The organism is Bordetella tumulicola (assembly GCF_054779135.1).
The window spans coordinates 42,234-65,563 of sequence record NZ_BAAGYU010000004.1; the positions used below are offsets into that span (position 1 = coordinate 42,234).

Here is a 23,330-nt window from a genome sequence, read left to right on the forward strand (position 1 = left end):
TCGACTGAATGGGCGTTCGCCAGATGCGCGCGTCGCGCCCGAGTGTTGCTAGCGCTTATTGGATTCACGTGTGTTCTTGCAGGGTGTGGGAGCGGCGACGACGACTCCAATGACAGCGGTAATCCTGACAACACAGCGCCTGTGTCGCTGCGTTGTGCTCCTTAAGTATTTGATAAGCGTTGCAGACTCAGATGACTATCAATCAATCAAAACGAAATTTTCTGCGCACGGGTGTCGGCGCCACTTTTTCCACGGCGGCCCTCAGCCTGTTTCCGCCCAGCATTCGTCGCGCCCTGGCCATCGAGGCCAATAATGCGACGGGCACGATCAAGGACGTCGAACACGTCGTGATCTTGATGCAGGAGAACCGCTCGTTCGACAACTACTTTGGCACCCTATCGGGGGTCCGTGGATTTGGCGATCGATTCCCCATCCCGATGGCCGATGACCTGAGCGTCTGGCAACAGAAAAATGCCGACGGCGCGCTGGTGCTGCCTTATCACCTGGATCAAAACGCCGGTAATGCGCAGCGCGTGAGCGGTACGCCACACTCATGGGTGGATGCCCGTGATGCATGGGCTTGCGGCCGTATGAACGAATGGCCCAGGTACAAAAATCAGGAATCGATGGGCTACTTTACAAGCCAGGAGATACCGTTCCAGTTCGCGTTGGCCGACGCATTCACGCTGTGCGATTCGTATTTCTGCTCGTTGCATGGGGGTACCAACTCTAATCGCCTCTTTTCCATGACCGGTACGAACGGCGCTACCTCGGATGATGGGAAGGTCGTAGTAAACAACGTGTGGGATTCGCTGAATACGACTACGGATCTGAATACGACGGGCTTTAATTGGAAGACTTATCCCGAGCGCCTCGAGGAGGCGGGTGTCACGTGGATGGTCTACCAAAACATGCCAAGCAACTTTGGCGACAATTCGCTGGTCGGCTTCGATGCTTATCGCCAAGCCAATCTGGACTCTGGCAAACCGGTCTATCACGACGTCGAAAATAACCCCGTCTACGAGGAGAGCGACGACGCTGTGGCACCGCTGTACAAGGGCATTGCAAATACGATGCCCGATGGTGGTTTCCTCGAGACATTCAAGCAAGACGTGTTGAACAATAAGCTGCGCCAAGTGATCTGGATTGTGGCGCCTTCGACATACTCGGAGCATCCTGGGCCCTCAAGCCCCGCGCAAGGGGCTTGGTACACGCAAGAAGTCCTGGATGCGCTGACGGCGAATCCCGAGGTCTGGAGCAAGACGGTGTTGCTCGTGAACTTTGACGAGAACGACGGTTACTTCGATCACGTGCCTCCGCCTTGCGCGCCGTCGATGGATGAAACCGGCGCGAAAATGGGCAAGACGACGCTCAGTGACGAGGATCTTTCTTACGAGTACTACACGCATCCCATCGTCGATGGGGCCAGGATGCCACCGCAGGATGGCGATTGCTATGGTCCGGGTCCCCGCGTGCCGATGTATGTGATTTCACCGTGGAGCAAGGGCGGATGGGTGAACTCGCAGCAGTTCGACCATACCTCGGTCCTGCGCTTTTTGGAGGCGCGCTTTGGGATTGAAGAAACCAACATCAGTCCGTATCGCCGCGCCGTGTGTGGTGACCTGACCAGCGCGTTTAACTTCGCCACGCCGAACGAGGAAGTGCCGACGCTGTCCGGCCGAACGACGAAAGACGCCGCCGATGCGTTGATTTTGTCGCAAGAGGCCTTGGGCGCCGTACCGCTGCCCAACCCTCAGTCAGTGCCGGACCAGGATACCGGTACCCGTGCGTCGCGTGCTTTGCCGTATGAGTTGCACGTCAGCGCCCGCGCCGATGCGGGCGCAGCGACCGTGCAATTGATTTTTGCCAATTCGGGGAAGGAGGCTGCGGTTTTCCACGTCTATGATCGTCTGCATCTGGACCGCATTCCGCGTCGATACATGGTTCAGCCCGACAAGCAATTGGACGATGTGTGGGAAGCGGGTGGCGACAACGGTGAGTACGACTTGTGGGTCTTGGGTCCCAATGGATTTCACCGTGCGTTCACGGGCGATTTGGCCGTCCAGGCCGCACAGACGGCTGCCGCACCGGAGGTGCGTGTGTGCTACGACGTGGCCAATGGTAACGTCTACCTCACGATGATGAACGCCGGAAATGGCAACGCCGACCTGGTCGTGACGGCCAATGCCTACTTCAATGGCGAGACCTGGAGTGAGACGGTAGGGGCGGGGGCGTCGAAAGATCTCCACTGGGACCTCGGCGGCAGCTCACGCTGGTACGACTTCACGGTCACTTGCCCAGCCCTGGCAGGGTGGAGTCGCCGCTTTGCGGGGCGTGTCGAGACCGGTGAGGATGGCATCAGCGATCCCGCGATGGGGTTTGATGGCTTTTAAGGGTTAACACAATACTCTGCTCTTCTGCGTTCTTTGCGGTTTTTGGAGAGTGATGCAGGAGGAGGTGGTGGAGTGTATTGACTGATGTTCTGCGATTGGACCCAACCGGGAGCGCTGTTCCAGGTTGGGCCAAAACCTATATCTGTTTTATTAATCGCGGGATAGGCGTGAAACACCGCGTCTAGTCGCGAGGCCCAATCATTTAGAAAGCCAATGTTGTCCAAAAAGTAATTGATGATCGTCGCTAACGGATAAAAACTGCGGTCACCGCTCGCCCCGATCTGCTTACGTCGGTATTCCATCGGTACTACGTCAACGCGCATGCGCCACAGGCGGCCATGATGCGCAACCGTATTTCGCAGCACTGTGAGCGTGTGAAGCCACGAACCAAACACATTGATTGTGTCCACGTTGAAGAATTTCGCGATGTTTTCTTTGAGAGTCTTATCGGCGAGGAGGCTGAATGTCTTGGACCATGCGCCGAAGCTAAGGCATTCACAGGTAGTCCAGCTGGGTGGCACAGGAGGATAGGTGTACTGTTTCCGATAGTGCGCGACGTAAGCACGCTTATGCGCGCGGTCTACCTCTTTTTTTTTTGACGTTGGGGTAGACGGGATTGGGTGTTTGAGCAAAGAGACAATCCTCCATGAACCAATGTGGATTCACTGCCTCGCTTAAATAACTGGCTATGCGTGCGTGAACAGCAACCTCGATTTGGTCGAGCGATTGCCAAGTTATTAATCGCAAGGCGCGATCAAATTCGTATCTGGCGATCACATCATCAAACGTTGTTCCGGCAGGGAATGCTCCGTTTGAGTCTCTAAGATGAAACCAATAGCCTTTGAGGCGATAGCCGCCCACCATATGCATATACGGTAAGGCTGTTGAACGGTTAATGGCCATGCCCGCTGTCTCGAGCTTTGCGAGAAGTGCTTCAGCTGAGAGGTGCTGGGAGTTCAACCAGGCAATCGGTCGAATCAGACCAATCCTATAGCCTTTTGGCGGCGCCCCTTTCTGCCCCGGCATGAATGTCGGGTTTCCGGAACGCCCAATGAAAAACCCACCTTTTGCACTGCCTTTTTCAAGGCACGTGTGGTGGGTGCGTTACCGAAATTAAAGCACGGCTGTTAACCGAGGTCAACGTTGCGCGAACAGGCCGGAATGCAATTATTTTATATAAACGAGAAAAATTCTCATTTGTGTTTGTTGCAAGCGTGATGTGAGACGTTTCGGCGCGCAGCCTCGTAGAATCATGACAACGTGCGGTAAGCTTACGATATTGCCTCATTGGGGACAGCCGTACGTTCTGTACGACTGGATACGTTCATCCCCCGGCACTATAAGAACCAGAGCTTGAAACCATTTCAGGTTAGCTCTGGCAAGTTCGGAAAATTCTGCAAATTTATGTCCATTGGGCAACGTTAGTTGTTCGTGGGCACCAGAGGAAAATCGTCATGGCATCGGTTAATAAAGTCATTCTCGTCGGCAACCTGGGGCGCGACCCCGAAGTGCGTTACAGCCCGGATGGCGCGGCGATTTGCAACGTCTCCATCGCGACGACCTCGCAGTGGAAAGACAAGGCCAGCGGCGAGCGTCGCGAGGAAACCGAGTGGCACCGCGTCGTCATGTACAACCGCTTGGCTGAAATCGCGGGCGAATACCTGAAGAAAGGCCGCCCGGTCTACATTGAAGGTCGTCTGAAAACCCGTAAATGGCAAGATAAGGACACCGGCGCTGATCGCTACAGTACGGAAATCGTTGCTGATCAAATGCAAATGCTGGGTGGCCGTGAAGGCGGCGGCGAGGGCGGTTACGGTGGCGGTGGCTACGACGAAAGCGCACCGCGTCAGCAGCGCGCCCCGGCTCAACGCCCGCCCGCCCAGCGTCCGGCCTCGGCAGCTGCCGCGCCGGCGGCGGGCGCGGCGGCGAACCTCGCGGATATGGATGACGATATTCCGTTCTGAATCGCACCTCAGCGGTCCACGTAAAAGAACCCAGACAGGCAAATAACCTGTCTGGGTTTTTCTTTTAGAGCTTGAGTCATGCGCATGTAAAGTTGCGCCCCTAGATTCCTTGCATCGTTCCATTCGCGTCGCGGAACTCCATAACAAGGAAGGCACTCATGTTTGGTCGTCGATTAGTCCTGAGCAGCGGTTTACTGAGCTTGGCGCTGCTGGCAGCCTGCGGTAGCGATGGTGATGATGATGACAATCTGCCGCCGCAGGCCACCAACTACTCGTTGCAGATTTTGCACACCAACGACCATCACTCGCATCTGGACGGCAGCGCGTACGACCTGCAGTTGGGGAACGCCATGGCGCGCGTACAGATGGGCGGCTTTTCACGTTTGGCCGGCGTGATTGATCGCCTGCGTACGCCAGACACACTGGTACTGAACAGTGGCGAACTGAATGGCACGTTGTACTTCAGCCTGTTTAAGGGCGAACCCGACTTCAAACTGTTCAATGCGCTGGGGCTGGATGCTTACCAGTTGGGTAATCACGAATTTGACGAAGGCGAGGCCGTGCTGCGCGGCCTGGTCGACATAGCCACGTTCCCGATTCTCGGTGCCAACGTGAAACCGACATCGCGTAGCCCTCTGTATGGCGCGCCGATCAAGCCCTATGTCATTCGGGAAATGAACGGCCAGAAGGTAGGCGTGATCGGCATCTTGAAAGTGGAAAAAACCGTGAACTCATCGATGGTGACCGATGCGGTGGAATTCACGGAAGAGATCTCGACAGTGCGCGAGAACGTTGCCGAGCTGGCGGCGCAAGGGATTAACAAGATCGTTGTGCTCAGCCACCTGGGTTATGACGGCGATATCGCGCTGGGCCAGCAGGTGGACGATATCGACGTGGTCATTGGTGGTGATACGCATGAACTGCTGGATTCGACAGGTGAATTAGCGGCGATGGGGCTGGAAGTCGATGGTGCTTACCCGACCGTCGTGTCGGCGCCGGACGGCAAACCGGTCTATATCGCTCAGGCTTGGGAGATGGCGCATGGTCTGGGGGTGCTGAATGTCGAGTTCGACCCGCAGGGTAACGTGCTGGTCGCCGAGGGCAGCATCGTGCTGCCCCTGGACAAGCCGTTTCTCGAAGCCAATGCACAAGGCGAGTTTGTCGCCGTGAGCGCCGGGCGCGAAGCCGAGATCGCCGCATTGATCGACACGTCGCAAACGCTCACGCTGCAGGAGCCAGATCCCGCTGTTGAGGCTATTCTCGCCCCATACGCCAAGGAGCTCGAAGATTTCCGTCAGCAGACGCTGGGCTCGGTGGCGCAGACACTGCCGTTCGATCGCATTCCAGCGGCTTTCGCGGCCGGCAGTACGCCTACCGGCAGCTATGCCGCCTACTATGTGGCCGATGCGTTCCTGAAATATATGCCGCGCGCGGATATCGCGATCCAGAATGCTGGCGGGGTGCGTACGCAGTTCCTGCAAGGTCCATTTTCTGTGGCCGACGCATACACCATGCTGCCGTTCTCAAACACTGTGGCTACCGTCACCCTGCGCGGCGATGGTGTGATCGCAGTTCTGGAAGACGCCGCGCAATATGCGTTGACCTCGGGCTCGACGGGCGCATTCCCGTATGCGTCGCATCTGCGTTTCGACGTGTACAAGAGTCAGCCTCGGGGCAGCCGCATCCAGGGTGTGGAAGTCAAGGATCGCACTACGGGCACCTGGGGGCCCATTGATAAGAACGCCAACTATCGTGTCGTGACCAACTCGTTCACCGCCCTGGGCAAGGATGGCTACGACACGTTCGCCCAAGCTATCGCGGCAGATCCTGGCGTGCATGAAGACAGTTCGGTGGCCTATGCGGTACCACTGGTCGAATACTTTCAGAAGCACTTACCTGGCAATGAACTGCCGGTGTTAGATCCCGCCGAGTACAGTCTGAAATCGGTCGTTGACTGATCCCATGTAGGCACACAGGGCCGGCAAACATCCCAGAACTCGCCGCCGTCATCGGCAAAAAATTCATTGCACGCGCTGATTCAGCACGTGCACGGTCTTGAGCAGACCGGGCAGCATGCGGGCGGCGAATTTTTCAGGCTCCCATTCGTGTAGCGACGCGGCGATATGCACCGCTCCCGCCGGTCTGCCGTCTTCGTCTAGTACCGCGGCTCCCAGAGTGAGTTCGCCCACGATCGATTCCTGCACCGCCATCGCATAGCCGTCTTTCCTGGCTGCGGCGATCTTGGCCATGATCGCGTCCACATCCGTGATTGAGTGGGGGGTGAGGGGCGTACGCGTGCTAGCCAAGACGATCTGCAGTGCTTCCTCCTCGGGCAGTTTTGCCAGCATGGCGCGTCCACCCGCGCTGCAAAAAACGGGCATACGCCGACCTACGAGTGTGGTGTAAAACTTTTCTCGCTTGCTTTGCAGGCGAATGACATAGACCAGCGTTGTCCTGTCGAACAGGCTCAGATCGACGCGCTCTTCGCACTCGCGGCGTAACTCGATAAGGTGTGGGGTGGCCACTTCGACCAGCGGGTTGGTGCGCACATACTGGAACGAAAAATCCAGCAACTGGCGGCCCAGCGCATAGCGACGCGTGTCTGCACATTTTTCCAGATAGCCCAGTTGATGCATCGTATGAGACATGCGTTGGGCCGTGCTTTTGTCCAGTCCACTGCGCGTGGCGATTTCTGTGAGACTCAGGTAACGGCCCGCGCCTGTGAACGCCCGCAATACTTCCATGCCCTTAGCTAAAGCGTTTACAAACAACGGGTTATCCCTAGGGGGTGTAGCGGGGCTTTGCATTGACGGTTCTCTTTCTAGTGCCTAATATTATTGTATGAAAATACCAGGTATTGCATTGCAATACAATAACTGGCGCTACTAAGTAGTGCCTTACAAAGGGAATACTCATGGCAGCCGGTACCACATCCCCATCTATGCCTGATGTTTCGACGGCCCAGTCCCGTAAAGCCATCTATGCCGCCTCCATCGGCAATATGTTGGAGTGGTACGACTTTGGCGTCTACGCCTATCTGGCGACGATGATCGCTGCCAAGTTTTTTCCCGGCACTGATCCCACGGCATCGTTATTGGCTGCTTTTGCCGCCTACGGTGTCGGTTTTCTGGCCCGGCCGTTCGGCGGCATCGTCATCGGACGCATGGGTGATGTACGCGGCCGCAAGGTTGCCTTGGTGCTTACGATCTTCATGATGGCATTCGGCACTATCGGCATCGGGCTGCTGCCATCCTACGAAACGATCGGTATTTGGGCGCCTATCTTGCTAGTGGCCTTGCGTATCATCCAGGGCATCGCCGCGGGCGGCGAGTGGGGGACGTCCACCGCGTTCATCATCGAGTGGGCCCCCCCGGAGCGGCGTGGTTTCTTCGGCAGCTTTCAGCAAGTCAGCACGGCAGGCGGATCGTTGCTGGGTTCGGCTATTGCGGCCTTGATCACCACCGTTCTCACCAATGAACAAATGCTGGCCTGGGGTTGGCGTGTGCCGTTTATCCTGGGTGTGGTGCTGGTGATAGTTGGGGTTTACATTCGCCGCAACGTCGACGAGACGCCGTCGTTCCAGGCCACGCGTAAAGCCCCCGTCAATGAGCCGGTGGTCTCCGGTTTGGGACTTGGCGTGTTGGCATTCGGGTTCACGATATTCTGGACGGTCGCTTACTACGCACTGCTCGCGTGGATGCCCACGTTCACACAGCGGTACGCCGGCCTCACGCCTTCGCAGGCGTTATGGTGCAACACCGTCGGTCTCATTGCCATGGTCATCGCCATTCCCCTGTGGGGGGCGTTGTCCGATCGCGTGGGGCGTCGGCCGTTGTTGCTTGCCAGCGCGATTGGTATTGGCGTGCTGGCCTGGCCTCTGTTTTCGTTGATGGCCAACATCGGCGGCATCGCGGTGGTGATGCCGATCCAGATTCTGCTGGGTGTATTACTGGCGCTTTATTCCGGCCCCGGTCCTGCCGCCATCTCGGAAATTTTCCCGACACATCTGCGCTCGACGTGGATGTCTGCCGGCTACACGGTTGCGGCTGCTGTGTTCGGCGGCTTCGCACCCTTCATGGCGACATGGCTCATTGACGCAACGGGTTCACCGGTGGCACCCACCTATCTGTACCTCATGCCCGCCGCGCTCATCTCAGTGATCGTCGTGCTGCGCCTGAAAGAAACCAGCGGTCGCCCCTTGCGCTGATCGCTCACACGGAGAACGCTCATGTCTGAACACACGTCCCTCGAACCCTGGCAATGGCCCGATGCGCACTGGCAGAAGCTGGTGGATCGTGTACGCGCAGGACGTTCGCTGCATCCCACGCATTGGCCCGATGGCGCACGCTGTGCCGTCGCGCTCTCATTCGATTCCGATCACGATTCAAACGAATTGCGCGATGGCGGCAAGTCGATAGGTCGTCTGTCGTGGGGGCAGTATGGCTCTCGTGTGGCCGTGCCGCGCATTCAGAAGCTCCTTGCCCGCTTCGATGTGCGCGCCAGTTTTTATGTGCCGGCGGTCGTGGCTAAACTGTATCCGGACGAGCAGCGCAGCCTGACTGCCGATGGCCACGAAATCGGCATTCACGGCTGGATCCATGAACTCAACTCGGTCCTGCCGGCCAAGGACGAGCGCGACCTGATGATGCGTGCGGCCGATGTGTTGGAGGCCGTCACGGGCAAGCGACCCGTCGGCTTGCGCACGCCGTCATGGGACTTCAGCGACTCGACGCTGGCGATAGAAAAAGAGATGGAATTGTTGTATGACTCGTCTTTGATGGCCGACGAGAACTGCTATGAACTGATGCTCGAGGGCGAACCCTCGGGTGTGGTGGAAGTGCCGGTAGAGTGGGTGCGCGATGATGCCGTGTATTTCATGATGAACCGCTTTCAGTCGCTTAGGCCCTACACCGCGCCTACCGATGTACTGGATATTTTTGTGCGCGAGTTTGAAGCAGCCTATGAAGATGGTGGCTTGTTTCAGCTCACCATGCATCCGCACATCATCGGCTATCGTTCGCGTATCTGGATCCTCGAAGAAGTGATCCGGCGCGCTCAGGCCAAAGGCGATGTCTGGTTCGCGACGCATGCCGAGGTTGCTGCATGGTCGCTCAAACACGCCGCGCCATGACCCTGTCCGGCAAACGCATCATCGTCACCGGCGCGGCCTCCGGCATCGGGCTTGGAACGACCCAATACCTATTGGCGATTGGCGCGCGAGTCGGCTTGCTCGATCGCGATGAGGCCGGCTTGCAGCGCGTTGTGGCGCATTTCGAAGGGCGGGCGGCGCCCGTCATCGCGAGCGCCGACGTGGCAGACGTCTCGCAGGTCCGGCGCGGGGTCGATCAACTCGTCGCAGGGCTCGATGGCCTGGACGGCCTGGTGAACTGCGCGGGCGTCGATCTGCTGCGTGATTTCGAGCAGATGACGGCTGAAGATTGGCAACGGTTGCTGGGCGTGAACCTCATGGGGCCCGTCAACGTGTGCCATGCCGCGTTGCCGGCATTGAAACGCGGGGTCAATCCGGCCATTGTGAACGTGGCGTCGGCCGCGGGGTTGCGTCCGCTTGCGCAGCGCACCGCCTACTGCAGCAGCAAGGCCGCACTGGTGATGTTTGGAAAGGCGCTGGCGATGGATCTGGCCGCCGACGGCATTCGCGTCAATACCGTATGTCCGGGCATTGTCGATACGCCCATGCTGCAGGATTCGGTGCGCACCGCGGTTGATCCGGGGGCGGCGATGGCGGAGATTTCCGATCGCTACTTGATCAAGCGCGCGGGCACAGTTCAAGAGATCGCGACCGCCATTGGCTTCATGCTTGACGACGCCGCGGGCTATATCACCGGAACCTCGCTTGCCGTGGATGGTGGAAGAAGTTTTCACTAAGTCCGTTCGACATTCACTCATTTCACTTAGGCCATTATGAGTCTGGAACAACAGCTCGCCGCTTTACCCCTCGACACCGAATCCATGGTGACGCGCCTACGATCATGGATCGAGTGCGAAAGCCCCAGCTATGACGCGTCAGCGGTCAATCGCATGATGACGATCGCCGCCGAAGAGATGGTTGCCATGGGAGGGCGGGTCGAACGCATTCCTGGTATGGCGGGCATGGCCGATTGCATCCGGGCGACTTTCTCGCAGAGTGGGGAGCCGGGCATTCTGGCCATGGGGCATCTCGATACGGTGCACCCCGTGGACACGGTGCAGCAATTGCCATGGCGTCGCGAAGGCGGCCGGTGCTATGGGCCGGGTATTCTTGACATGAAGGGTGGCAACTTCATCGTGCTCGAAGCGCTGCGCCAACTGAAGGCGGCGGGTATTCCGACCGGACTGCCTGTGACCGTGCTTTTTACCAGCGACGAAGAAATTGGCAGCCCGTCTACGCGCGCCCTGATCGAGACCGAAGCCGCACGCCACAAATACGTGCTGATTCCGGAGCCGGCGCGCCCAAATGGGGGCGTGGTGACCGGTCGTTATGCCATTGCGCGCATGAGCCTGCGAGCGACTGGCACACCCAGTCACGCGGGTGGGCATCTGAGCCAGGGTCGATCTGCCATCCGTGTCATGGCGGAAAAATTGATCGAGCTCGAACAAATGACCTGTGAGGATTTCACGTTTAGCGTCGGCGTCATCAACGGCGGGAAATGGGTGAACTGCGTCGCCCGTGAATGTACGGGCGAGGCTTTGTCGATGGCCAAAACACAAGCCGATCTGGACATGGCGATCAGCCGCGCCAAAACGCTGGTATTTGAAAACGCGGGTGCGAGTTTCAGCGTCGAAGTCACTGCGACTCGCCCGATCTGGGATACGACCGACGGCACGATGCAGCTGTACGAGGTGGCAAAAGAAGAGGCGGGTCGCATTGGATTTTCACTGCCGCATCAGTTGTCCGGCGGTGGTTCAGACGGCAATTTTACGGGCGCGCTGGGCATGAATACGCTCGACGGTTTGGGCCTGCGAGGCGCGGGCATGCACACCTTGAATGAATACATTGAAGAAGACAGCCTGGTTGAGCGTGCTCGCCTGATGGCGGGTTTGCTGGCACGGCTGAATTAGGAGTAAGCGATGCGATTTTCCGGGAAAACGGCATTGGTGACGGGGGCGGCGCGCGGTATTGGCGCTGCGATCGCCGCGCGACTGGCAAGTGAAGGCGCCCATGTCGTGGGCCTGGATATGCGAGCATTCGACTCGGTAGAAAGCGCGGGTGGAGGAAAGATTGACGCCATACAGGCCGATCTGTCCGACCCCGCCGTGTCGCTTCGTATGGCCGAGCACTTTCAAGGCACGTCGCTGGACTTTCTGATCAACAACGCAGGTATCGGAAACGCCAAGCCGATCGATCAGACGAGCGATGCGGATTGGTCGCGTTATATGGACATCAATCTGAGCGCGTCTTTTCGGATGTGCCGCGATCTTCTGCCTGTGCTCACGCCGGGTGACGCAGTCATCATCAATATGACCTCGGTGTTCGGGTTAGTGGGATTTCCTGGCTCGCTACCTTACTCGGTGAGCAAGGCGGGGCTGGCTCAGATGACACGACAGCTCGCTGCCGACCTGGGACCGCGCGGCATTCGTGTCAATGGCATCGCCCCGGGAGTGATCGAGACCGACCTTACGCGAGAGCGCATCGAGCAGAATACGTGGTACCAGCGCATCATGTGCGACGCAACGGCCTTGCGTCGCAATGGCACACCGCAGGATGTGGCCGGCGCCGCCGCGTTTCTGTGTTCGCCGGATGCCTCGTTTATCACAGGACAGATTTTGGTTGTAGATGGGGGCTGGCTTGGGGCGCGTTACCTGGCGCCTGACTCGTAGCCCTCTTGGTGGGAGACGCCCGTCTGTTGTGTACAGATGGGTTTTCTTTACCCAGACTTTATGGGCTTGCTTTCGCTGTCGACCGCATTAATGTTGCTGTCGAATCCGTACTCTTGCATCAATTGCTTGAAGTGCTGAAGATCATGCACTGCGACGGGGCCTAGCTTCTGTGCCAAACGCACCATCAAAATCTCAATGATAATGAGATGGGCGAGGTGCGTTTCGGTCCCCACAGGGCGAAGCGGATCCTGAGGCCCTGAGATGGCGAGCACCAAATCCGCCACCTCGGCCAAAGGACTGCCGGACTGCGTCAAGGCGATGACGGTTGCACCGTGAGTACGTGCATAACGCGCTGCGTCGAGCGTGTACGGCATGCGACCGACATGCGAGATAATGAATGCAATTCCTCTGGGGCCGAGCGTGCTGGCCGAGACCAGTTGTTGGTGAGCATCAAAAATCGCGTTGGACTGCACGCGCAATCGAAAGAGTCGACTTTGTAATTCGTTGGCGATGAAAGTCGAGGCTGCGCCGACGCAATAGCAGTCGATACGTTCTGCGATAGCCATACGATCAGTGATATCGTCGATCACTTTCGCGTCGATACTCTGAATCAATTCTCGAAATGACGAAATTGCGCCGTGAATCACTTTGCTAGCGACATCCGCAGTGCTATCGGTTGCGAGTACGCTGCGATGCAAATGCGATCCATTGGCGGCATAGCTTTGCGCAAGGGCAACCATAAAATCGCGCACGGAAATATAGCCAAAACTTCGGCAGGTCCGGACGATCGTGGGCATGGATACTCCTGCCCTTTTGGCCAGCTCTTCGACAGTGGCGACGGCCGCCGCCTGCGGGTCAGAAAGGATCACTCGGGCCACCAGGCCCTGCGACGGAGACAGGCTCGGCAAGCGTTCCTGAAGCTCTTGGAGTAGATTGTTCGCGCTGATAGGCATTATGAATGGGCGCCGGCCATACCTGCCTCATTTAGTTCGGCTGGGGTAGTCAGGTACTCCAGCCTCCGCGCATGCGGCATGGCGTAAATGCCCAACTATAGCAGGCACATCGTTGTTGATTTGGCCATTATCGCCACGTCCTAAAACACATTAATCAAGTTTTGGAATTTTGGCGGATTCAATGAGATTTCGATATTTTATCTGCTCGCTATTGATGAGTGTACGGAAGTCCTCAGGCGATCCGGGAACGGCAACAGCCCCAAGCTTGCTCATGGGATCCTGCACGGCATTCGTACGCAGTGCCTTATTCATTGAGGTATTGAGTTTATCGACAATACTTTGCGGGGTCCCCTTGGGTACGACGATCCCTCCCCAGGACACATTCTCATAACCCTTGATGCCGGATTCATCGAAGGTGGGCAGATCCGGGTATAGCGGAACCCGCTTCAGAGAGGTTATTGCCAGCGCCCTCAGCTTGCCACTATCAACTAACGGCATCACGACCGATGAGTTGCTGATGCTGTATTCGATCCGGCCTCCGATCAGATCCTGTAAAGATTGGGGATCGCCCTGGTAAGGCACAAATTGCACATCGAGGTTTGCCATGCTTCGGAGCAATTCTCCACCAATGTGACCACTGGTGCCGATACCCGAGGCACCGTAAGAGAGTTTCCCAGGATTTTCTTTCGCGTAGCTAAATAAATCCGGTGCTGTTTTTGCCGGATGATCGGCGCGCACGGCCAGTACGTTGTAAAGATTGAACATCAGGCCGACAGGCTCGAAATCTTTATTGGCGTCATATGGCAGGTGCTTGAACAGTGATGGATTCACGCTCAACGTATTGACGTTCGCATAGCCTAATGTGTAGCCGTCCGGCTTTTGGCGTTTGATGGCTGACATGGCAATAGTTCCACCCGCGCCTGGCCGATTCTCGATCACAAATGAAGTATTCAGCTCTTTGGCCAACTCGTTGAAGACGATGCGGGTAAGCACATCGGCAGACCCACCTGCCGCTGAGTTCACGATCACGGTGATTGGCTTGTTAGGCCATGAGTCGGCGGGATCGGTCGCGTGGACCGGCGAGGTAATAAAACCAATAAGAGGGGCGACGAACAGCAAGAGTTTTTTCATGATGGATTTCAACCTGATACGGAGCGGTAAGGATCATCCGAGACATGTAATTAATTTACATTCAAGACATGAGTGGCGGCCCTGATATAAAAATTAATCCGGTGATTTGGGTGTTTTGCATCTAATTCACAATATTGCGTGTAATATTATTACCAATTTACAGGAGACTTTCATGCTCGTACAAACCCTAGGACATGCACCTCTCTCTTCTGATGGTGAAGCCCGCCCGCTTTCACCTGCAACGCGCGCTGGTGATTTCGTGTTCGTATCAGGGCAAGTTCCTCTGAGCGATGCAGGCACGATTGTGGAAGGTGGAATCGCAGGTCAGACACGGCAAGTCTTTCGGCGTGTCGAGGCTGCGCTGGCCTTGGCGGATTGCTCGCTCCAGGACGTTGCCAAGATCACGGTCTGGCTGGCTGATGCTGGGGATTTTGCCGCGTTCAACCAAATCTACATGGAGTGTTTCGGGGCTCACCGACCTGCTCGCTCGACGGTGCAGGCGAGATTGATGGTGGATGCTCTCGTGGAGATCGAAGTGACCGCGTACAAGCCCGCTGTCTGAGACGAAGACACCATTCCCAACGAGATTTCACGAGATGACTACGACCTTCTCTTGTCTACATAGAACGGATGCGTTGGAACCGCATGACTGCCCGCCAGCGGACATCGCTACGCCTTGTCTAGTTGTCTTCGAGGATGCGCTTCTGCATAATCTTCGAGCCATGGTCGAGCGCTGCGGCGACATCGGACGGCTGATGCCGCATGTCAAGACGCATCGGGCCAGTTGGATCGTGACCCGACTGGTCGAGGCCGGTGTCACAGCCTTCAAAGTCGCCACCGTCGCGGAAGCGCGGATGGCCTTAGATGCAGGTGCCACCAGAGTGTTATGGGCTTACCCCACTGTGAATGCGCAGCACCTGGCCGCCTATTTTTCGTTAGCCGGGTCGTATCCGCAAGCGTCGCTCGGTGCTCTCGTAGACTCCCCCCAGGGCCTTGAGGCCTGGCGGCAATCGGTGCAACCAAATCGCTGGCCACTCAACCTGCACCTACACGTCGACCTGGATCCTGGCATGGGGCGCACGGGTACTGCCATCGACGTCGGGGCGCTGGAGCTGGCGGTTGCAGCACGCGCGCTGGGCTCCTTCGGTGGATGGCACGTCTACGACGGCCATATCCAGGACCGTGACATCGAACTGCGTCGTAGCAAAGTAGGTGCGATCGCCGATCAGATCCGCACGCTTGTTGCGCAGGGCCGCGACGCTGGGCTTGCCATCGAGGTGGTCGCTGGTGCCAGCTATAGTTTTGACCTTTGGCCGCATGACTTGGCGACCTATGTCGGACCCGGTAGTTGGGTTTACTCCAGTTCACAGCACGACGCCGATCTACCGCATCTGCGGTGCAAGCCTGCGGCGTTCGTGCTCGCAACTGTAGTGTCGCGGCATGGCTCGCGCGTGACGCTTGATGCGGGTTCGAAGGCGATCTCTCCAGACAAGCCAATGGCCGACCGTTTTCGTTGGGACAGCCCGATCCTGATGATGAATGAGGAGCACGTCGTGGTGGACGGCGCTGGTTTGGACGTCGGTGACCGTGTGATGCTGCTACCGCGACATGCCTGCACAACGGCTTATCTCTACAGCCAGGCGCTCGTGCGGACAGAGGACGGTCGCTGGGAGACCCGGGTACAACTGGGCAACTTGCGCTGAGATCGGGGCTGGCTGATGTTCGACTTGATATTCAAACACGGGACCGTCATCGACGGAACCGGTGCACCACGCCGCGATGCGGATGTTGGCATCGTAGGCCGCTACATTGAGGCGATCGGCGACTTGTCGGGCGAACCCGCTCGCCAAATCGTCGACGTCGCGGGTTTGATTGTCGCGCCCGGCTTCATCGATTCGCACGCCCATGATGACCGCATGTTGCTGTCCAGCCCTGATATGACGCCCAAGCTTTCGCAGGGCGTGACGACGGTGGTGGTTGGCAACTGCGGCATCTCTTTGGCTCCCATGCCGCGAACGGTGCCACAACCTGTCACGCCGCCGCTGGATTTGCTTGATCGTAGCGGCGATTGGTTTCGTTACTCGTCATTTGACAGATATCTCGACGCGTTGTGCCGGCGACCACCGGCGGTGAATTTCGCCGCGCTTGTCGGGCACACCACCTTACGCGTGGCAGCGATGGAAGATCTAGGCGCGGCAGCGTCGGATACCGAGATCGCGCACATGCGCACGCTTGCTGTGCAGGCGCTCAAGGCCGGGGCTATCGGCATCTCGACGGGTTTGGCTTACACCACGGCCATGTCGGCCACTATAGATGAAGTAGTCCGAGTATGTGAGGACCTGCGCGCATACGATGGTATTTATTGCACCCACATGCGCGACGAGTCGGACGGCATCATGGAGGCCCTGGCCGAGACGTTCGAGATTGGCCGTCGACTTGATGTGCCAGTCGTGATTTCGCATCACAAGCTGAGCGGCGCACGCAATTTCGGCCGTTCCCACGAGACGCTGCCATACATCGAGCGTGCCATGCGTATGCAGCCCGTTTGCTTGGACTGCTACCCTTATCACGCGGGCTCGACCGTGTTGGAGGTCTGGCGCACGCGCCGCTGTGATCGCGTCATTGTCACGTGGTCTACCCCTCACCCGGAATTAGCTGGACAAGATCTCGACGACATCGCTGCAATTCTGGGAGTCGGTCGCGACGAGGCCACACAACGTCTGATGCCGGGTGGAGCGATCTATTTCTCCATGGACGAACAAGACGTGGAGCGCATTCTGACATTCCCTTGCACCATGATCGGCTCGGACGGCCTGCCGCATGACAACCAGCCGCATCCGCGGCTGTGGGGAGCATTTCCCCGAGTGCTAGGCCATTATGCACGAGGCAGAGGCCTGTTCTCGCTGGAAGTCGCCGTGCATAAAATGACTGGGTTGTCGGCGGCCAAGTTTGGCTTCAGCGGTCGCGGGGTGATTGAGCCGGGGGCGTGCGCCGATATCACGGTCTTCGATGCACGCACTGTTGATGCCGGTTTTGGATACGGTGAACCGATACGGCCAGCGTGCGGCATAGCGCATGTCGCGGTCAATGGTGTGCTGGCTTGGGCGGATGGCATGACGACCGGTGCGCATAGCGGCCAGCAACTGCGGCGATGCGTCACGTAGCTGATCGCGTTATATGGACATCAATCTGAGTGCGTCTTTTCGGATGTGCGGGGATCTTCTGCCTCTGCATTCAACGCTCCTATACTCAGTGCATCCCTAGAAAGAGATATCTGTATCAATCCAGCCTATTGCACGATCACGATTGGGGCAACTCGGTATTGCTTCCCTTGTGTCGTCGCGAGCTCGATGCGTCTGCGGTGCGTATTCGGCAAGTGTGAGTGGAATTTCCCAATTCATGGGTCATTTGAATAGTGCGGTCGTAGAGACCTCTATTTGCAAACTCGCATTTCAGTCTGATGGCCCGGTGCGGTCACGATGCGCGTTTTGATCCACGTTCTTAGCTGCATTATCAGACCAATTCCCCTTGTGGGCCATGGCAGTAATTTCTCATAATTGCTGCGGAAATTTTAATGTCGTGCATCGCTGTTTGTTCAAGCCCTTACCGTCGCATAGACGGTATTTCTAGAGTCTGGTTATCGCAGAATAGGTTGTATCGCAATGAAAATCATCAAAGCTACGGCTCTGCTCTTACTGCTAGGAACGCTTAGTACTTCTGTTCGCGCATTTTCGAGTACGGAAAGTTGCACTGCTGGCTGGACATCTCATCCTGCATTCTTCGAAAGCGCAATGCAGTACGACGATATGCAGAGTAAGGCCAATCCTACCGTTCACGTGTTGGTTAACGGCAAGGCCATCAAGATGATGTTGGATACAGGCTCTCAAACAAGTGTGCTCTGGGATGCGTTCTTGTTCGATGAGGTTCCAGACCACGATTCACAGCGGATCAATGCTCGTGTGGCTTCGGCCGATGCGGGAAAGGTGAGTGCGACACTGGAAGACGGGCATGGCGATTCCCGTGGAACTCAGCGGGGGAAAGATCCCGTTTCAATATCGCTTGCGAGCGCGAGGTGAATGCTGAGGTAAGGTCATTGCGAATGACGCGGATCATCATTGCGCATCGGCCTGAAACGATAGCGAGTGGGGATCGTGTCCTGCACCTTGAGCACGGTAGGATGGTGGGAGCGTATTGAGGAAAACACGATCTTGACCATCGCTCGGGATTCGTTTAAACCTGAAGCGAATGCAGCGGATCAGACGCCTCGTTGATGCTGCTTTCCTTTGCCGAATGCCGAGTACCCTGCAAAATTCACGTCAACCGATACTGACCTGCCGGGAGGACTGCAAGGCCATGGAAATCTTCGTCCAAACCCTGGTGACAGGCCTTCTCATCGGCGGGTTGTATGTGGCAATCAGCATGGGTTTCGCGCTGTCGTTCGGCGTGCTGGATGTCGTCGATCTCGCGATAGGGATGTGGGTCGTGTTGGGTGCCTACGCGGCTGTCATCGGTCGAGAGGTATTCGGCATTGAGCCGCTGCTCATGTTACCCATCGTCTTGGTGGTTTTTGGGCTGATGGGTTGGCTGATCGGCCCCTTCATCTATAGGGTTCGAACCAGCAACTACGCGTTGCCGGCATTGATGGCGCTGGCATTTACCTTCGGGATCGAAACGGCGATACGTGGAGGCCTGCTCGCTACGTTTGGCTATACCCCCAAGGCAGTGCAAACAGAGTTTCTCCAGGGGGTGTGGCACGTAATGGGTATATCGATACCCATCGTTCGGGCGGCCGGATTCGTTTTTGCGCTTGTGCTGGCGATGGCGCTGCTCGTCTTCCTGTATTTCACCCGATTGGGCCTCGCCATCCGAGCCATGGCGCAGAACAAAGACTCTGCCGGCTTGATGGGTGTCAACGTCAAACGCATGAGCACGTTCGTCTACGCTTTGTACGTCGGTGTCACCGGCATGGCAGGCGTGCTGGTGGGGGCCGTGTATTCCACGACGCCCCAAGTCGGCCTGCGCTATACGCTATTCGCATTTTTTGTCGTGGTGCTTGCGGGCTTGGGCTCGGTGATGGGGGTGCTGGTATCGGGACTTGCCCTCGGTATGTTGCAGGCATTCGTCACCGTCTATGTGGGAGCCGACTACACCCTGATGACGGTATTCCTGGTGTTGTTCTTGATACTGCTATTGCTGCCCAACGGTCTGGCCAGGAGAACCGTGTGATATCGAAACGATTCGCTGACCGGCGAGGTCCGGGTGTAGGCGGTAAGGTAGCGGTTATCGTTCTAGCGGCTATCTGCGTGTCAGTGCCGTTTTGGGCGGGACCGTATTGGATACGGATTGGCACAGGCATCATCATGTGGGCAGGGTTGGCGCTGTCCTGGAATGTCATTTGTGGGTATGCCGGATACATCAGTTTCGGTCATGTCGCTTTTTTTGGCATTGGCGCCTACAGCACGGCCATTCTGATGCAACCGGATTACAACTGGAATTTCTTTGCTACGCTGCCGGTGGGTGCGGTCATTGCCGGCGGGTTGGCGGCAATCGTGGGTTGGCCGGTACTCAAGCTGCGGGGCGCCTATTTTGCGATCGGCACGTGGGCGCTTGGTGAAGCTATCCGAGAGTTCGCCACGGTCGTGCCGTTCACAGGGGGCAGCTATGGGCTGTCGCTACCCCCCAATACCAGTTCTGCATTTTTCTATTTCACGATGCTCGGGGCCACGGTGGTGGCCTATGTCGTTTGCTATGTCTTGCTTGAGCGTTCGCGGTTCGGCTATCGGGTCAAAGCCGTGCGTGATAGTGAGATCGCGGCGCGTATGCAGGGCATCAATGCCGACCGCGTCAAAATCCAGGCATTTGTGCTCAGTGCTGTCATCCCGGCTGTGCTGGGAGGCATCAATGCTTACTGGATTACGTTCATTAATCCCGACAGCGTGCTGAACACCATTCTTACAGATCAAATGGTCGTCATGGTGCTGCTGGGCGGGCTCGGCACCTTGTGGGGGCCGGCAGTAGGAGCGGCGGTACTGTATTTTCTCAGCGAGCAGTTTTCGGCGCATTTCGGCGGCAACACGTGGTATCTGGTGTTCATCGGCGTACTGGTAATGGGCGTGGTACTCGTGCTGCCCAATGGTTTGGTCAGTCTATTGCCAGGGGCTCGAAAACGAGGCGTTCTCAACCAAGTCATTGGCGGTGTGGTGGGGGATATGCACCACAAAGCGCCGCGCGCCGATGCCGCGACGCCGAAGGAGGCCCGCCATGACAGTCATTGACGTGAGCGCATTGCGTCGCACATTCGGCGGCCTAGTGGCAGTACACGGCATCGACTTCACCATCAATGCGGGAGAAGTCATCGGTTTTATCGGACCGAATGGCAGCGGAAAGAGCACGTTGTTCAATCTGTTGACTGGCGTGCTCAAACCCGACAGCGGAAAAATCCGATTGTTTGGTGAAGACATCGTAGGGCGTCCTACACATCTGATTGCCAGAGCGGGCGTCGCGCGCACGTTCCAGATACCCATGCTGTTCTGGAACATGACGCTCTTTGAAAACCTGTTGGCCGCCACGGTGGAGGAAAACTGGGCTACCGCACCATCGCGTGCGGAGCAGGTGCTGGAGCTGCTCGAACTACAGCACATGGCGCATCATCAAGCGCGGGATCTGTCTGGCGGGCAGCAGCGTCTACTGGAAATGGGGCGAATCCTGATGCGTGATCCGAAGGTCGTGTTTCTAGATGAGGTCGCCGCCGGTGTGCATCCGCGATTGCGAGAGATCATTCTGGCCGCAATACGCAGGCTACGCGAGCGAGGTGTCAGTATTTGCGTCATCGAACACGACATGGAACTGACCCAGTCGATCTGTGATCGGATGATCGTCATGGACGCGGGCAAGGTGATCGCCGAAGGCAATTTCGATGCGGTGACATCCGATCCCACTGTCATGAAAGCCTATCTGGGAGATGTGACGTTATGACATCCCTTCAGGTCAAAGACCTCGATTCCGGTTACGGGCGTATCCAGATACTGTCCGGTGTGTCACTCGAGGCAAAGGCCGGCGCGGTCACGTGTGTTTTTGGACCCAACGGCTGTGGAAAAAGCACGCTACTGCGAGCCATCGCGGGCGCCGTCGATACGTGGAGCGGCTCAGTGCGGCTGGGCGATCAGGATCTTACGGGTTTGCCTTCGCATCGCGTCCTGCAGCACGGGGTGACCTTAATGCCACAGGGAGGTGGAGTCTTTCCCGGATTGTCCACCAAGGAGAACCTGCTCATGGGCGTGTATCTCTTGCATGACAGGGCGCAAAGGCGTCACGCCGTTGAGCAGCAACTCGAGAATTTTCCTCGGCTGCGCGAACGGCTGTCTACCAAGGCGGGACAGCTCAGCGGTGGCGAACAAATGATGTTGTCGATCGCGCGATCGCTCATGCTGAATCCTAAATTCATCCTGTTCGACGAGCCTTCCGCAGGGCTATCGCCGAAATTGGTGAGCGAGGCCTTGCAGCGGGTATCGACACTGGCAAAGCAGGGCGTCGGCGTGTTGATGGTCGAGCAGAATATCCAACAGGCGCTGCAAGTGGCCGACTATATCCACATACTCGCCAATGGCACCAATCGTTTCTCGGGCACACCAGCGGAGATTCCGAGTCAGAAAGATTTTATGCAGCTGTATTTAGGAGTGAAGGATTCATTCAATCAAGACAAGGAGTTGCATCATGGCTAGAAAAATGTCGCGCAGGGACTTTGTTGTTCGATCCAGCGTGTTGGCCGGCGGGGCGATCATGGCGCCACGCGTGTTTGCCGCCAGCGCCGATACCTTCAAGGTGGGTGCAGTTCTTGAGCTATCCGGCTCGGCCGCCTCCGGGGGGCAGGTTGCCAAGCGCGGCTATGAGCTATGGGTGAACACGGTCAACGCCGCGGGCGGCATCAAAGTCGGCGACAAAACTTATAAAGTCGAACTGATCATTCAGGATTGCCAGAGTCAGCCCGCGCAAGGCGCCAACGCCTGCGAGCGGCTTATCACAGAGGAAAATGTCGACGCGTTGTTTGGGGCCTATACCAGTGGCGTGCAAATCGCCATGAATCCCATTGCGGCGAAGTACCAAACGCCATGTATTGCCGGCTCCGCCGAGTCTCCGGGCAACTGGACGTCGCAACCCGCGTTTACGTACGGCATTATTCCTGCCGTTGACAAGACGGCAGGCAAGTCCATTGCCGAAGTCATCAGCGTTTCCAATCCCAAGGCCAAGACGATCGCCGTGGTGGGGGTGAACGAGCCGTTCTCCAAGGATACGGCCGTGGGTTTTCGTGAAGGCGCGGAAAGCGCGGGCTTGGAGGTGGTGTACTACACCCTGTTCCCTAAAGATGCGGACTTGACGCCTATCGCGACAACGATCGCGTCGAAAAAGCCGGATATCGTTGCGGTAGGCGGGCATGACGTATTGTTGTCGGACATGGTCAAGGCCTTGAAAGGCGCAGCCTTTACGCCTGGCGCGCTGATCCAGCACTATGGCATTACCGATGCGGCATTTGTGGACGAGCTGAAGAAGGACGCCGATGGTGTAATGGGCATCAGTGTCTGGCTACCTAATGCACCGTACAAGGACGAGCTCTTTGGCAGTGCGGCGGACTACGCCGCAGCATTCAACAAGGCCTATGGCTCGGATCCGGACTACACGGCTGCCGGTTGCAGCGCCGCGGGTGTCGTGTTGATGAAAGCGCTGCAGCAACTCGGTGCGGCGCCGGGTTTGGATGCCGATGCGAAAAGCAAGCTCAACGAGACCATTGCGAAAACCGATATCACCGCGTTTTACGGCCCGATCAAGTTTGAATCCAGCGGCGATCATTTTCACGATAATCTGGCGCCTAAACCGTTCCTGGTCCAGATCCAGGGCGGCAAGGTCGTAGCCGTGGCGCCGACCGACGCGGCACAGGCCAAGGTGGTATATCCGATGGTGGCGTGGAAGGATCGTTGACGGGAATCAAACAAGAGGCAGGTTTTAGCAGTGCGCGGGCAGCGGCACACACTCCTCGACCGTCTCGACGGCCTACCGGCCCGTAGTTACAGGCAGGC

The 23,330-nt window shown here is 57.4% G+C and carries 22 protein-coding genes; 17 read left to right on the forward strand and 5 right to left on the reverse strand.

Annotated elements, in window-relative coordinates; genetic code table 11:
• Nucleotides 1-191 precede the first annotated feature (191 nt).
• Nucleotides 192-2,393, forward strand: a complete 2,202-nt coding sequence (locus tag ACYVDM_RS02355) for a phosphocholine-specific phospholipase C (protein WP_415791200.1) — start codon at nucleotides 192-194, stop codon at nucleotides 2,391-2,393.
• Here ACYVDM_RS02355 and ACYVDM_RS02360 read toward each other — a convergent pair.
• On the reverse strand, nucleotides 2,390-3,025 hold the full coding sequence (locus tag ACYVDM_RS02360; protein WP_415791198.1) for an Abi family protein: 636 nt from the start codon (nucleotides 3,023-3,025) through the stop codon (nucleotides 2,390-2,392). The two genes, ACYVDM_RS02355 and ACYVDM_RS02360, sit on opposite strands and share 4 nt — an antisense overlap.
• Nucleotides 2,961-3,419 (reverse strand): Abi family protein, encoded by a 459-nt coding sequence (locus ACYVDM_RS02365; RefSeq protein WP_460475300.1) that lies wholly within the window; start codon nucleotides 3,417-3,419, stop codon nucleotides 2,961-2,963. Before ACYVDM_RS02365 ends, ACYVDM_RS02360 begins: the two co-directional genes overlap by 65 nt.
• Before the next feature lie 428 nt (nucleotides 3,420-3,847).
• On the opposite strand from ACYVDM_RS02365, the gene ssb reads away from it, so the two are divergent.
• Together ssb and ACYVDM_RS02375 are read left to right on the forward strand one after the other, a co-directional pair.
• Complete coding sequence (ssb, locus tag ACYVDM_RS02370) at nucleotides 3,848-4,357, forward strand: single-stranded DNA-binding protein (RefSeq protein WP_415791194.1); 510 nt, start codon at nucleotides 3,848-3,850, stop codon at nucleotides 4,355-4,357.
• A gap of 158 nt (nucleotides 4,358-4,515) precedes the next feature.
• Nucleotides 4,516-6,315 (forward strand): 5'-nucleotidase C-terminal domain-containing protein, encoded by a 1,800-nt coding sequence (locus tag ACYVDM_RS02375; protein ID WP_415791192.1) that lies wholly within the window; start codon nucleotides 4,516-4,518, stop codon nucleotides 6,313-6,315.
• Nucleotides 6,316-6,378: 63 nt separating this feature from the next.
• On the opposite strand, the gene ACYVDM_RS02380 is transcribed toward ACYVDM_RS02375, so the two are convergent.
• Nucleotides 6,379-7,164: an IclR family transcriptional regulator gene (locus ACYVDM_RS02380; protein ID WP_415791190.1), complete on the reverse strand. Its 786-nt coding sequence runs from the start codon at nucleotides 7,162-7,164 to the stop codon at nucleotides 6,379-6,381.
• Nucleotides 7,165-7,271: 107 nt separating this feature from the next.
• Here ACYVDM_RS02380 and ACYVDM_RS02385 point away from each other — a divergent pair, with 107 nt between their 5' ends.
• From ACYVDM_RS02385 to ACYVDM_RS02405, 5 genes are read left to right on the forward strand one after another with little or no spacing between them, the layout of a single operon-like run.
• Nucleotides 7,272-8,564, forward strand: coding sequence for an MFS transporter (locus ACYVDM_RS02385; protein WP_415791188.1), 1,293 nt, complete (start codon nucleotides 7,272-7,274; stop codon nucleotides 8,562-8,564).
• A gap of 21 nt (nucleotides 8,565-8,585) precedes the next feature.
• Nucleotides 8,586-9,488, forward strand: coding sequence for a polysaccharide deacetylase family protein (locus tag ACYVDM_RS02390; protein ID WP_415791186.1), 903 nt, complete (start codon nucleotides 8,586-8,588; stop codon nucleotides 9,486-9,488).
• A complete protein-coding gene (locus ACYVDM_RS02395; RefSeq protein ID WP_415791184.1) occupies nucleotides 9,461-10,243 on the forward strand; it encodes an SDR family NAD(P)-dependent oxidoreductase in 783 nt (260 codons plus the stop codon). Before ACYVDM_RS02390 ends, ACYVDM_RS02395 begins: the two co-directional genes overlap by 28 nt.
• A gap of 36 nt (nucleotides 10,244-10,279) precedes the next feature.
• Nucleotides 10,280-11,416 carry a M20/M25/M40 family metallo-hydrolase gene (locus tag ACYVDM_RS02400; RefSeq protein ID WP_415791182.1) on the forward strand — a complete coding sequence of 379 codons (1,137 nt, stop codon included), beginning with the start codon at nucleotides 10,280-10,282 and terminating at the stop codon, nucleotides 11,414-11,416.
• Between the two features lie 9 nt (nucleotides 11,417-11,425).
• Nucleotides 11,426-12,175 carry an SDR family NAD(P)-dependent oxidoreductase gene (locus tag ACYVDM_RS02405; RefSeq protein WP_415791180.1) on the forward strand — a complete coding sequence of 250 codons (750 nt, stop codon included), beginning with the start codon at nucleotides 11,426-11,428 and terminating at the stop codon, nucleotides 12,173-12,175.
• A gap of 47 nt (nucleotides 12,176-12,222) precedes the next feature.
• On the opposite strand, the gene ACYVDM_RS02410 is transcribed toward ACYVDM_RS02405, so the two are convergent.
• Both ACYVDM_RS02410 and ACYVDM_RS02415 read right to left on the reverse strand, forming a co-directional pair.
• Nucleotides 12,223-13,128 carry a MurR/RpiR family transcriptional regulator gene (locus tag ACYVDM_RS02410; protein ID WP_415791178.1) on the reverse strand — a complete coding sequence of 302 codons (906 nt, stop codon included), beginning with the start codon at nucleotides 13,126-13,128 and terminating at the stop codon, nucleotides 12,223-12,225.
• A gap of 150 nt (nucleotides 13,129-13,278) precedes the next feature.
• Entirely contained in the window at nucleotides 13,279-14,259 is a 981-nt protein-coding gene (locus ACYVDM_RS02415; RefSeq protein ID WP_415791176.1) for a Bug family tripartite tricarboxylate transporter substrate binding protein, read from the reverse strand.
• A gap of 172 nt (nucleotides 14,260-14,431) precedes the next feature.
• Between ACYVDM_RS02415 and ACYVDM_RS02420 the strand changes: the two genes are divergently transcribed.
• The 9 genes from ACYVDM_RS02420 to ACYVDM_RS02460 all read left to right on the forward strand — a co-directional run bounded on the left by ACYVDM_RS02420 (nucleotide 14,432) and on the right by ACYVDM_RS02460 (nucleotide 23,232).
• A complete protein-coding gene (locus ACYVDM_RS02420; protein ID WP_415791174.1) occupies nucleotides 14,432-14,821 on the forward strand; it encodes a RidA family protein in 390 nt (129 codons plus the stop codon).
• Nucleotides 14,822-14,855: 34 nt separating this feature from the next.
• Nucleotides 14,856-15,962: an alanine racemase gene (locus ACYVDM_RS02425; RefSeq protein ID WP_415791172.1), complete on the forward strand. Its 1,107-nt coding sequence runs from the start codon at nucleotides 14,856-14,858 to the stop codon at nucleotides 15,960-15,962.
• 15 nt (nucleotides 15,963-15,977) lie between these two features.
• The gene (locus tag ACYVDM_RS02430; protein WP_415791170.1) at nucleotides 15,978-17,423 is read left to right on the forward strand and encodes an N-acyl-D-amino-acid deacylase family protein; all 1,446 of its coding nucleotides are present in this window, start codon (nucleotides 15,978-15,980) and stop codon (nucleotides 17,421-17,423) included.
• A 498-nt stretch (nucleotides 17,424-17,921) separates the two neighbouring features.
• Nucleotides 17,922-18,335 (forward strand): hypothetical protein, encoded by a 414-nt coding sequence (locus ACYVDM_RS02435; protein WP_415791168.1) that lies wholly within the window; start codon nucleotides 17,922-17,924, stop codon nucleotides 18,333-18,335.
• A 277-nt stretch (nucleotides 18,336-18,612) separates the two neighbouring features.
• Nucleotides 18,613-19,485 (forward strand): branched-chain amino acid ABC transporter permease, encoded by an 873-nt coding sequence (locus tag ACYVDM_RS02440; protein WP_415791166.1) that lies wholly within the window; start codon nucleotides 18,613-18,615, stop codon nucleotides 19,483-19,485.
• A complete protein-coding gene (locus ACYVDM_RS02445; RefSeq protein ID WP_415791164.1) occupies nucleotides 19,482-20,534 on the forward strand; it encodes a branched-chain amino acid ABC transporter permease in 1,053 nt (350 codons plus the stop codon). Before ACYVDM_RS02440 ends, ACYVDM_RS02445 begins: the two co-directional genes overlap by 4 nt.
• A complete protein-coding gene (locus ACYVDM_RS02450; protein ID WP_415791162.1) occupies nucleotides 20,521-21,234 on the forward strand; it encodes an ABC transporter ATP-binding protein in 714 nt (237 codons plus the stop codon). The genes ACYVDM_RS02445 and ACYVDM_RS02450 overlap by 14 nt, the downstream gene beginning before the upstream one ends.
• Nucleotides 21,231-21,980: an ABC transporter ATP-binding protein gene (locus ACYVDM_RS02455; protein ID WP_415791160.1), complete on the forward strand. Its 750-nt coding sequence runs from the start codon at nucleotides 21,231-21,233 to the stop codon at nucleotides 21,978-21,980. The genes ACYVDM_RS02450 and ACYVDM_RS02455 overlap by 4 nt, the downstream gene beginning before the upstream one ends.
• Entirely contained in the window at nucleotides 21,973-23,232 is a 1,260-nt protein-coding gene (locus ACYVDM_RS02460) for an amino acid ABC transporter substrate-binding protein (RefSeq protein ID WP_415791158.1), read from the forward strand. Before ACYVDM_RS02455 ends, ACYVDM_RS02460 begins: the two co-directional genes overlap by 8 nt.
• Nucleotides 23,233-23,330: the final 98 nt, after the last annotated feature.

Bases quoted from the DNA above. Each gene is read 5' to 3' on its own strand.
- ACYVDM_RS02385 (WP_415791188.1), top strand. From the start codon at position 7,272: ATGGCAGCCGGTACCACATCCCCATCTATGCCTGATGTTTCGACGGCC.
- ACYVDM_RS02415 (WP_415791176.1), bottom strand. From the start codon at position 14,259: ATGAAAAAACTCTTGCTGTTCGTCGCCCCTCTTATTGGTTTTATTACC.
- ssb (WP_415791194.1), top strand. From the start codon at position 3,848: ATGGCATCGGTTAATAAAGTCATTCTCGTCGGCAACCTGGGGCGCGAC.
- ACYVDM_RS02435 (WP_415791168.1), top strand. From the start codon at position 17,922: ATGAAAATCATCAAAGCTACGGCTCTGCTCTTACTGCTAGGAACGCTT.
- ACYVDM_RS02460 (WP_415791158.1), top strand. From the start codon at position 21,973: ATGGCTAGAAAAATGTCGCGCAGGGACTTTGTTGTTCGATCCAGCGTG.
- ACYVDM_RS02420 (WP_415791174.1), top strand. From the start codon at position 14,432: ATGCTCGTACAAACCCTAGGACATGCACCTCTCTCTTCTGATGGTGAA.
- ACYVDM_RS02355 (WP_415791200.1), top strand. From the start codon at position 192: ATGACTATCAATCAATCAAAACGAAATTTTCTGCGCACGGGTGTCGGC.
- ACYVDM_RS02455 (WP_415791160.1), top strand. From the start codon at position 21,231: ATGACATCCCTTCAGGTCAAAGACCTCGATTCCGGTTACGGGCGTATC.
- ACYVDM_RS02410 (WP_415791178.1), bottom strand. From the start codon at position 13,128: ATGCCTATCAGCGCGAACAATCTACTCCAAGAGCTTCAGGAACGCTTG.
- ACYVDM_RS02365 (WP_460475300.1), bottom strand. From the start codon at position 3,419: ATGCCGGGGCAGAAAGGGGCGCCGCCAAAAGGCTATAGGATTGGTCTG.
- ACYVDM_RS02425 (WP_415791172.1), top strand. From the start codon at position 14,856: ATGACTACGACCTTCTCTTGTCTACATAGAACGGATGCGTTGGAACCG.
- ACYVDM_RS02450 (WP_415791162.1), top strand. From the start codon at position 20,521: ATGACAGTCATTGACGTGAGCGCATTGCGTCGCACATTCGGCGGCCTA.
- ACYVDM_RS02430 (WP_415791170.1), top strand. From the start codon at position 15,978: ATGTTCGACTTGATATTCAAACACGGGACCGTCATCGACGGAACCGGT.
- ACYVDM_RS02440 (WP_415791166.1), top strand. From the start codon at position 18,613: ATGGAAATCTTCGTCCAAACCCTGGTGACAGGCCTTCTCATCGGCGGG.
- ACYVDM_RS02390 (WP_415791186.1), top strand. From the start codon at position 8,586: ATGTCTGAACACACGTCCCTCGAACCCTGGCAATGGCCCGATGCGCAC.
- ACYVDM_RS02400 (WP_415791182.1), top strand. From the start codon at position 10,280: ATGAGTCTGGAACAACAGCTCGCCGCTTTACCCCTCGACACCGAATCC.
- ACYVDM_RS02375 (WP_415791192.1), top strand. From the start codon at position 4,516: ATGTTTGGTCGTCGATTAGTCCTGAGCAGCGGTTTACTGAGCTTGGCG.
- ACYVDM_RS02405 (WP_415791180.1), top strand. From the start codon at position 11,426: ATGCGATTTTCCGGGAAAACGGCATTGGTGACGGGGGCGGCGCGCGGT.
- ACYVDM_RS02380 (WP_415791190.1), bottom strand. From the start codon at position 7,164: ATGCAAAGCCCCGCTACACCCCCTAGGGATAACCCGTTGTTTGTAAAC.
- ACYVDM_RS02395 (WP_415791184.1), top strand. From the start codon at position 9,461: ATGGTCGCTCAAACACGCCGCGCCATGACCCTGTCCGGCAAACGCATC.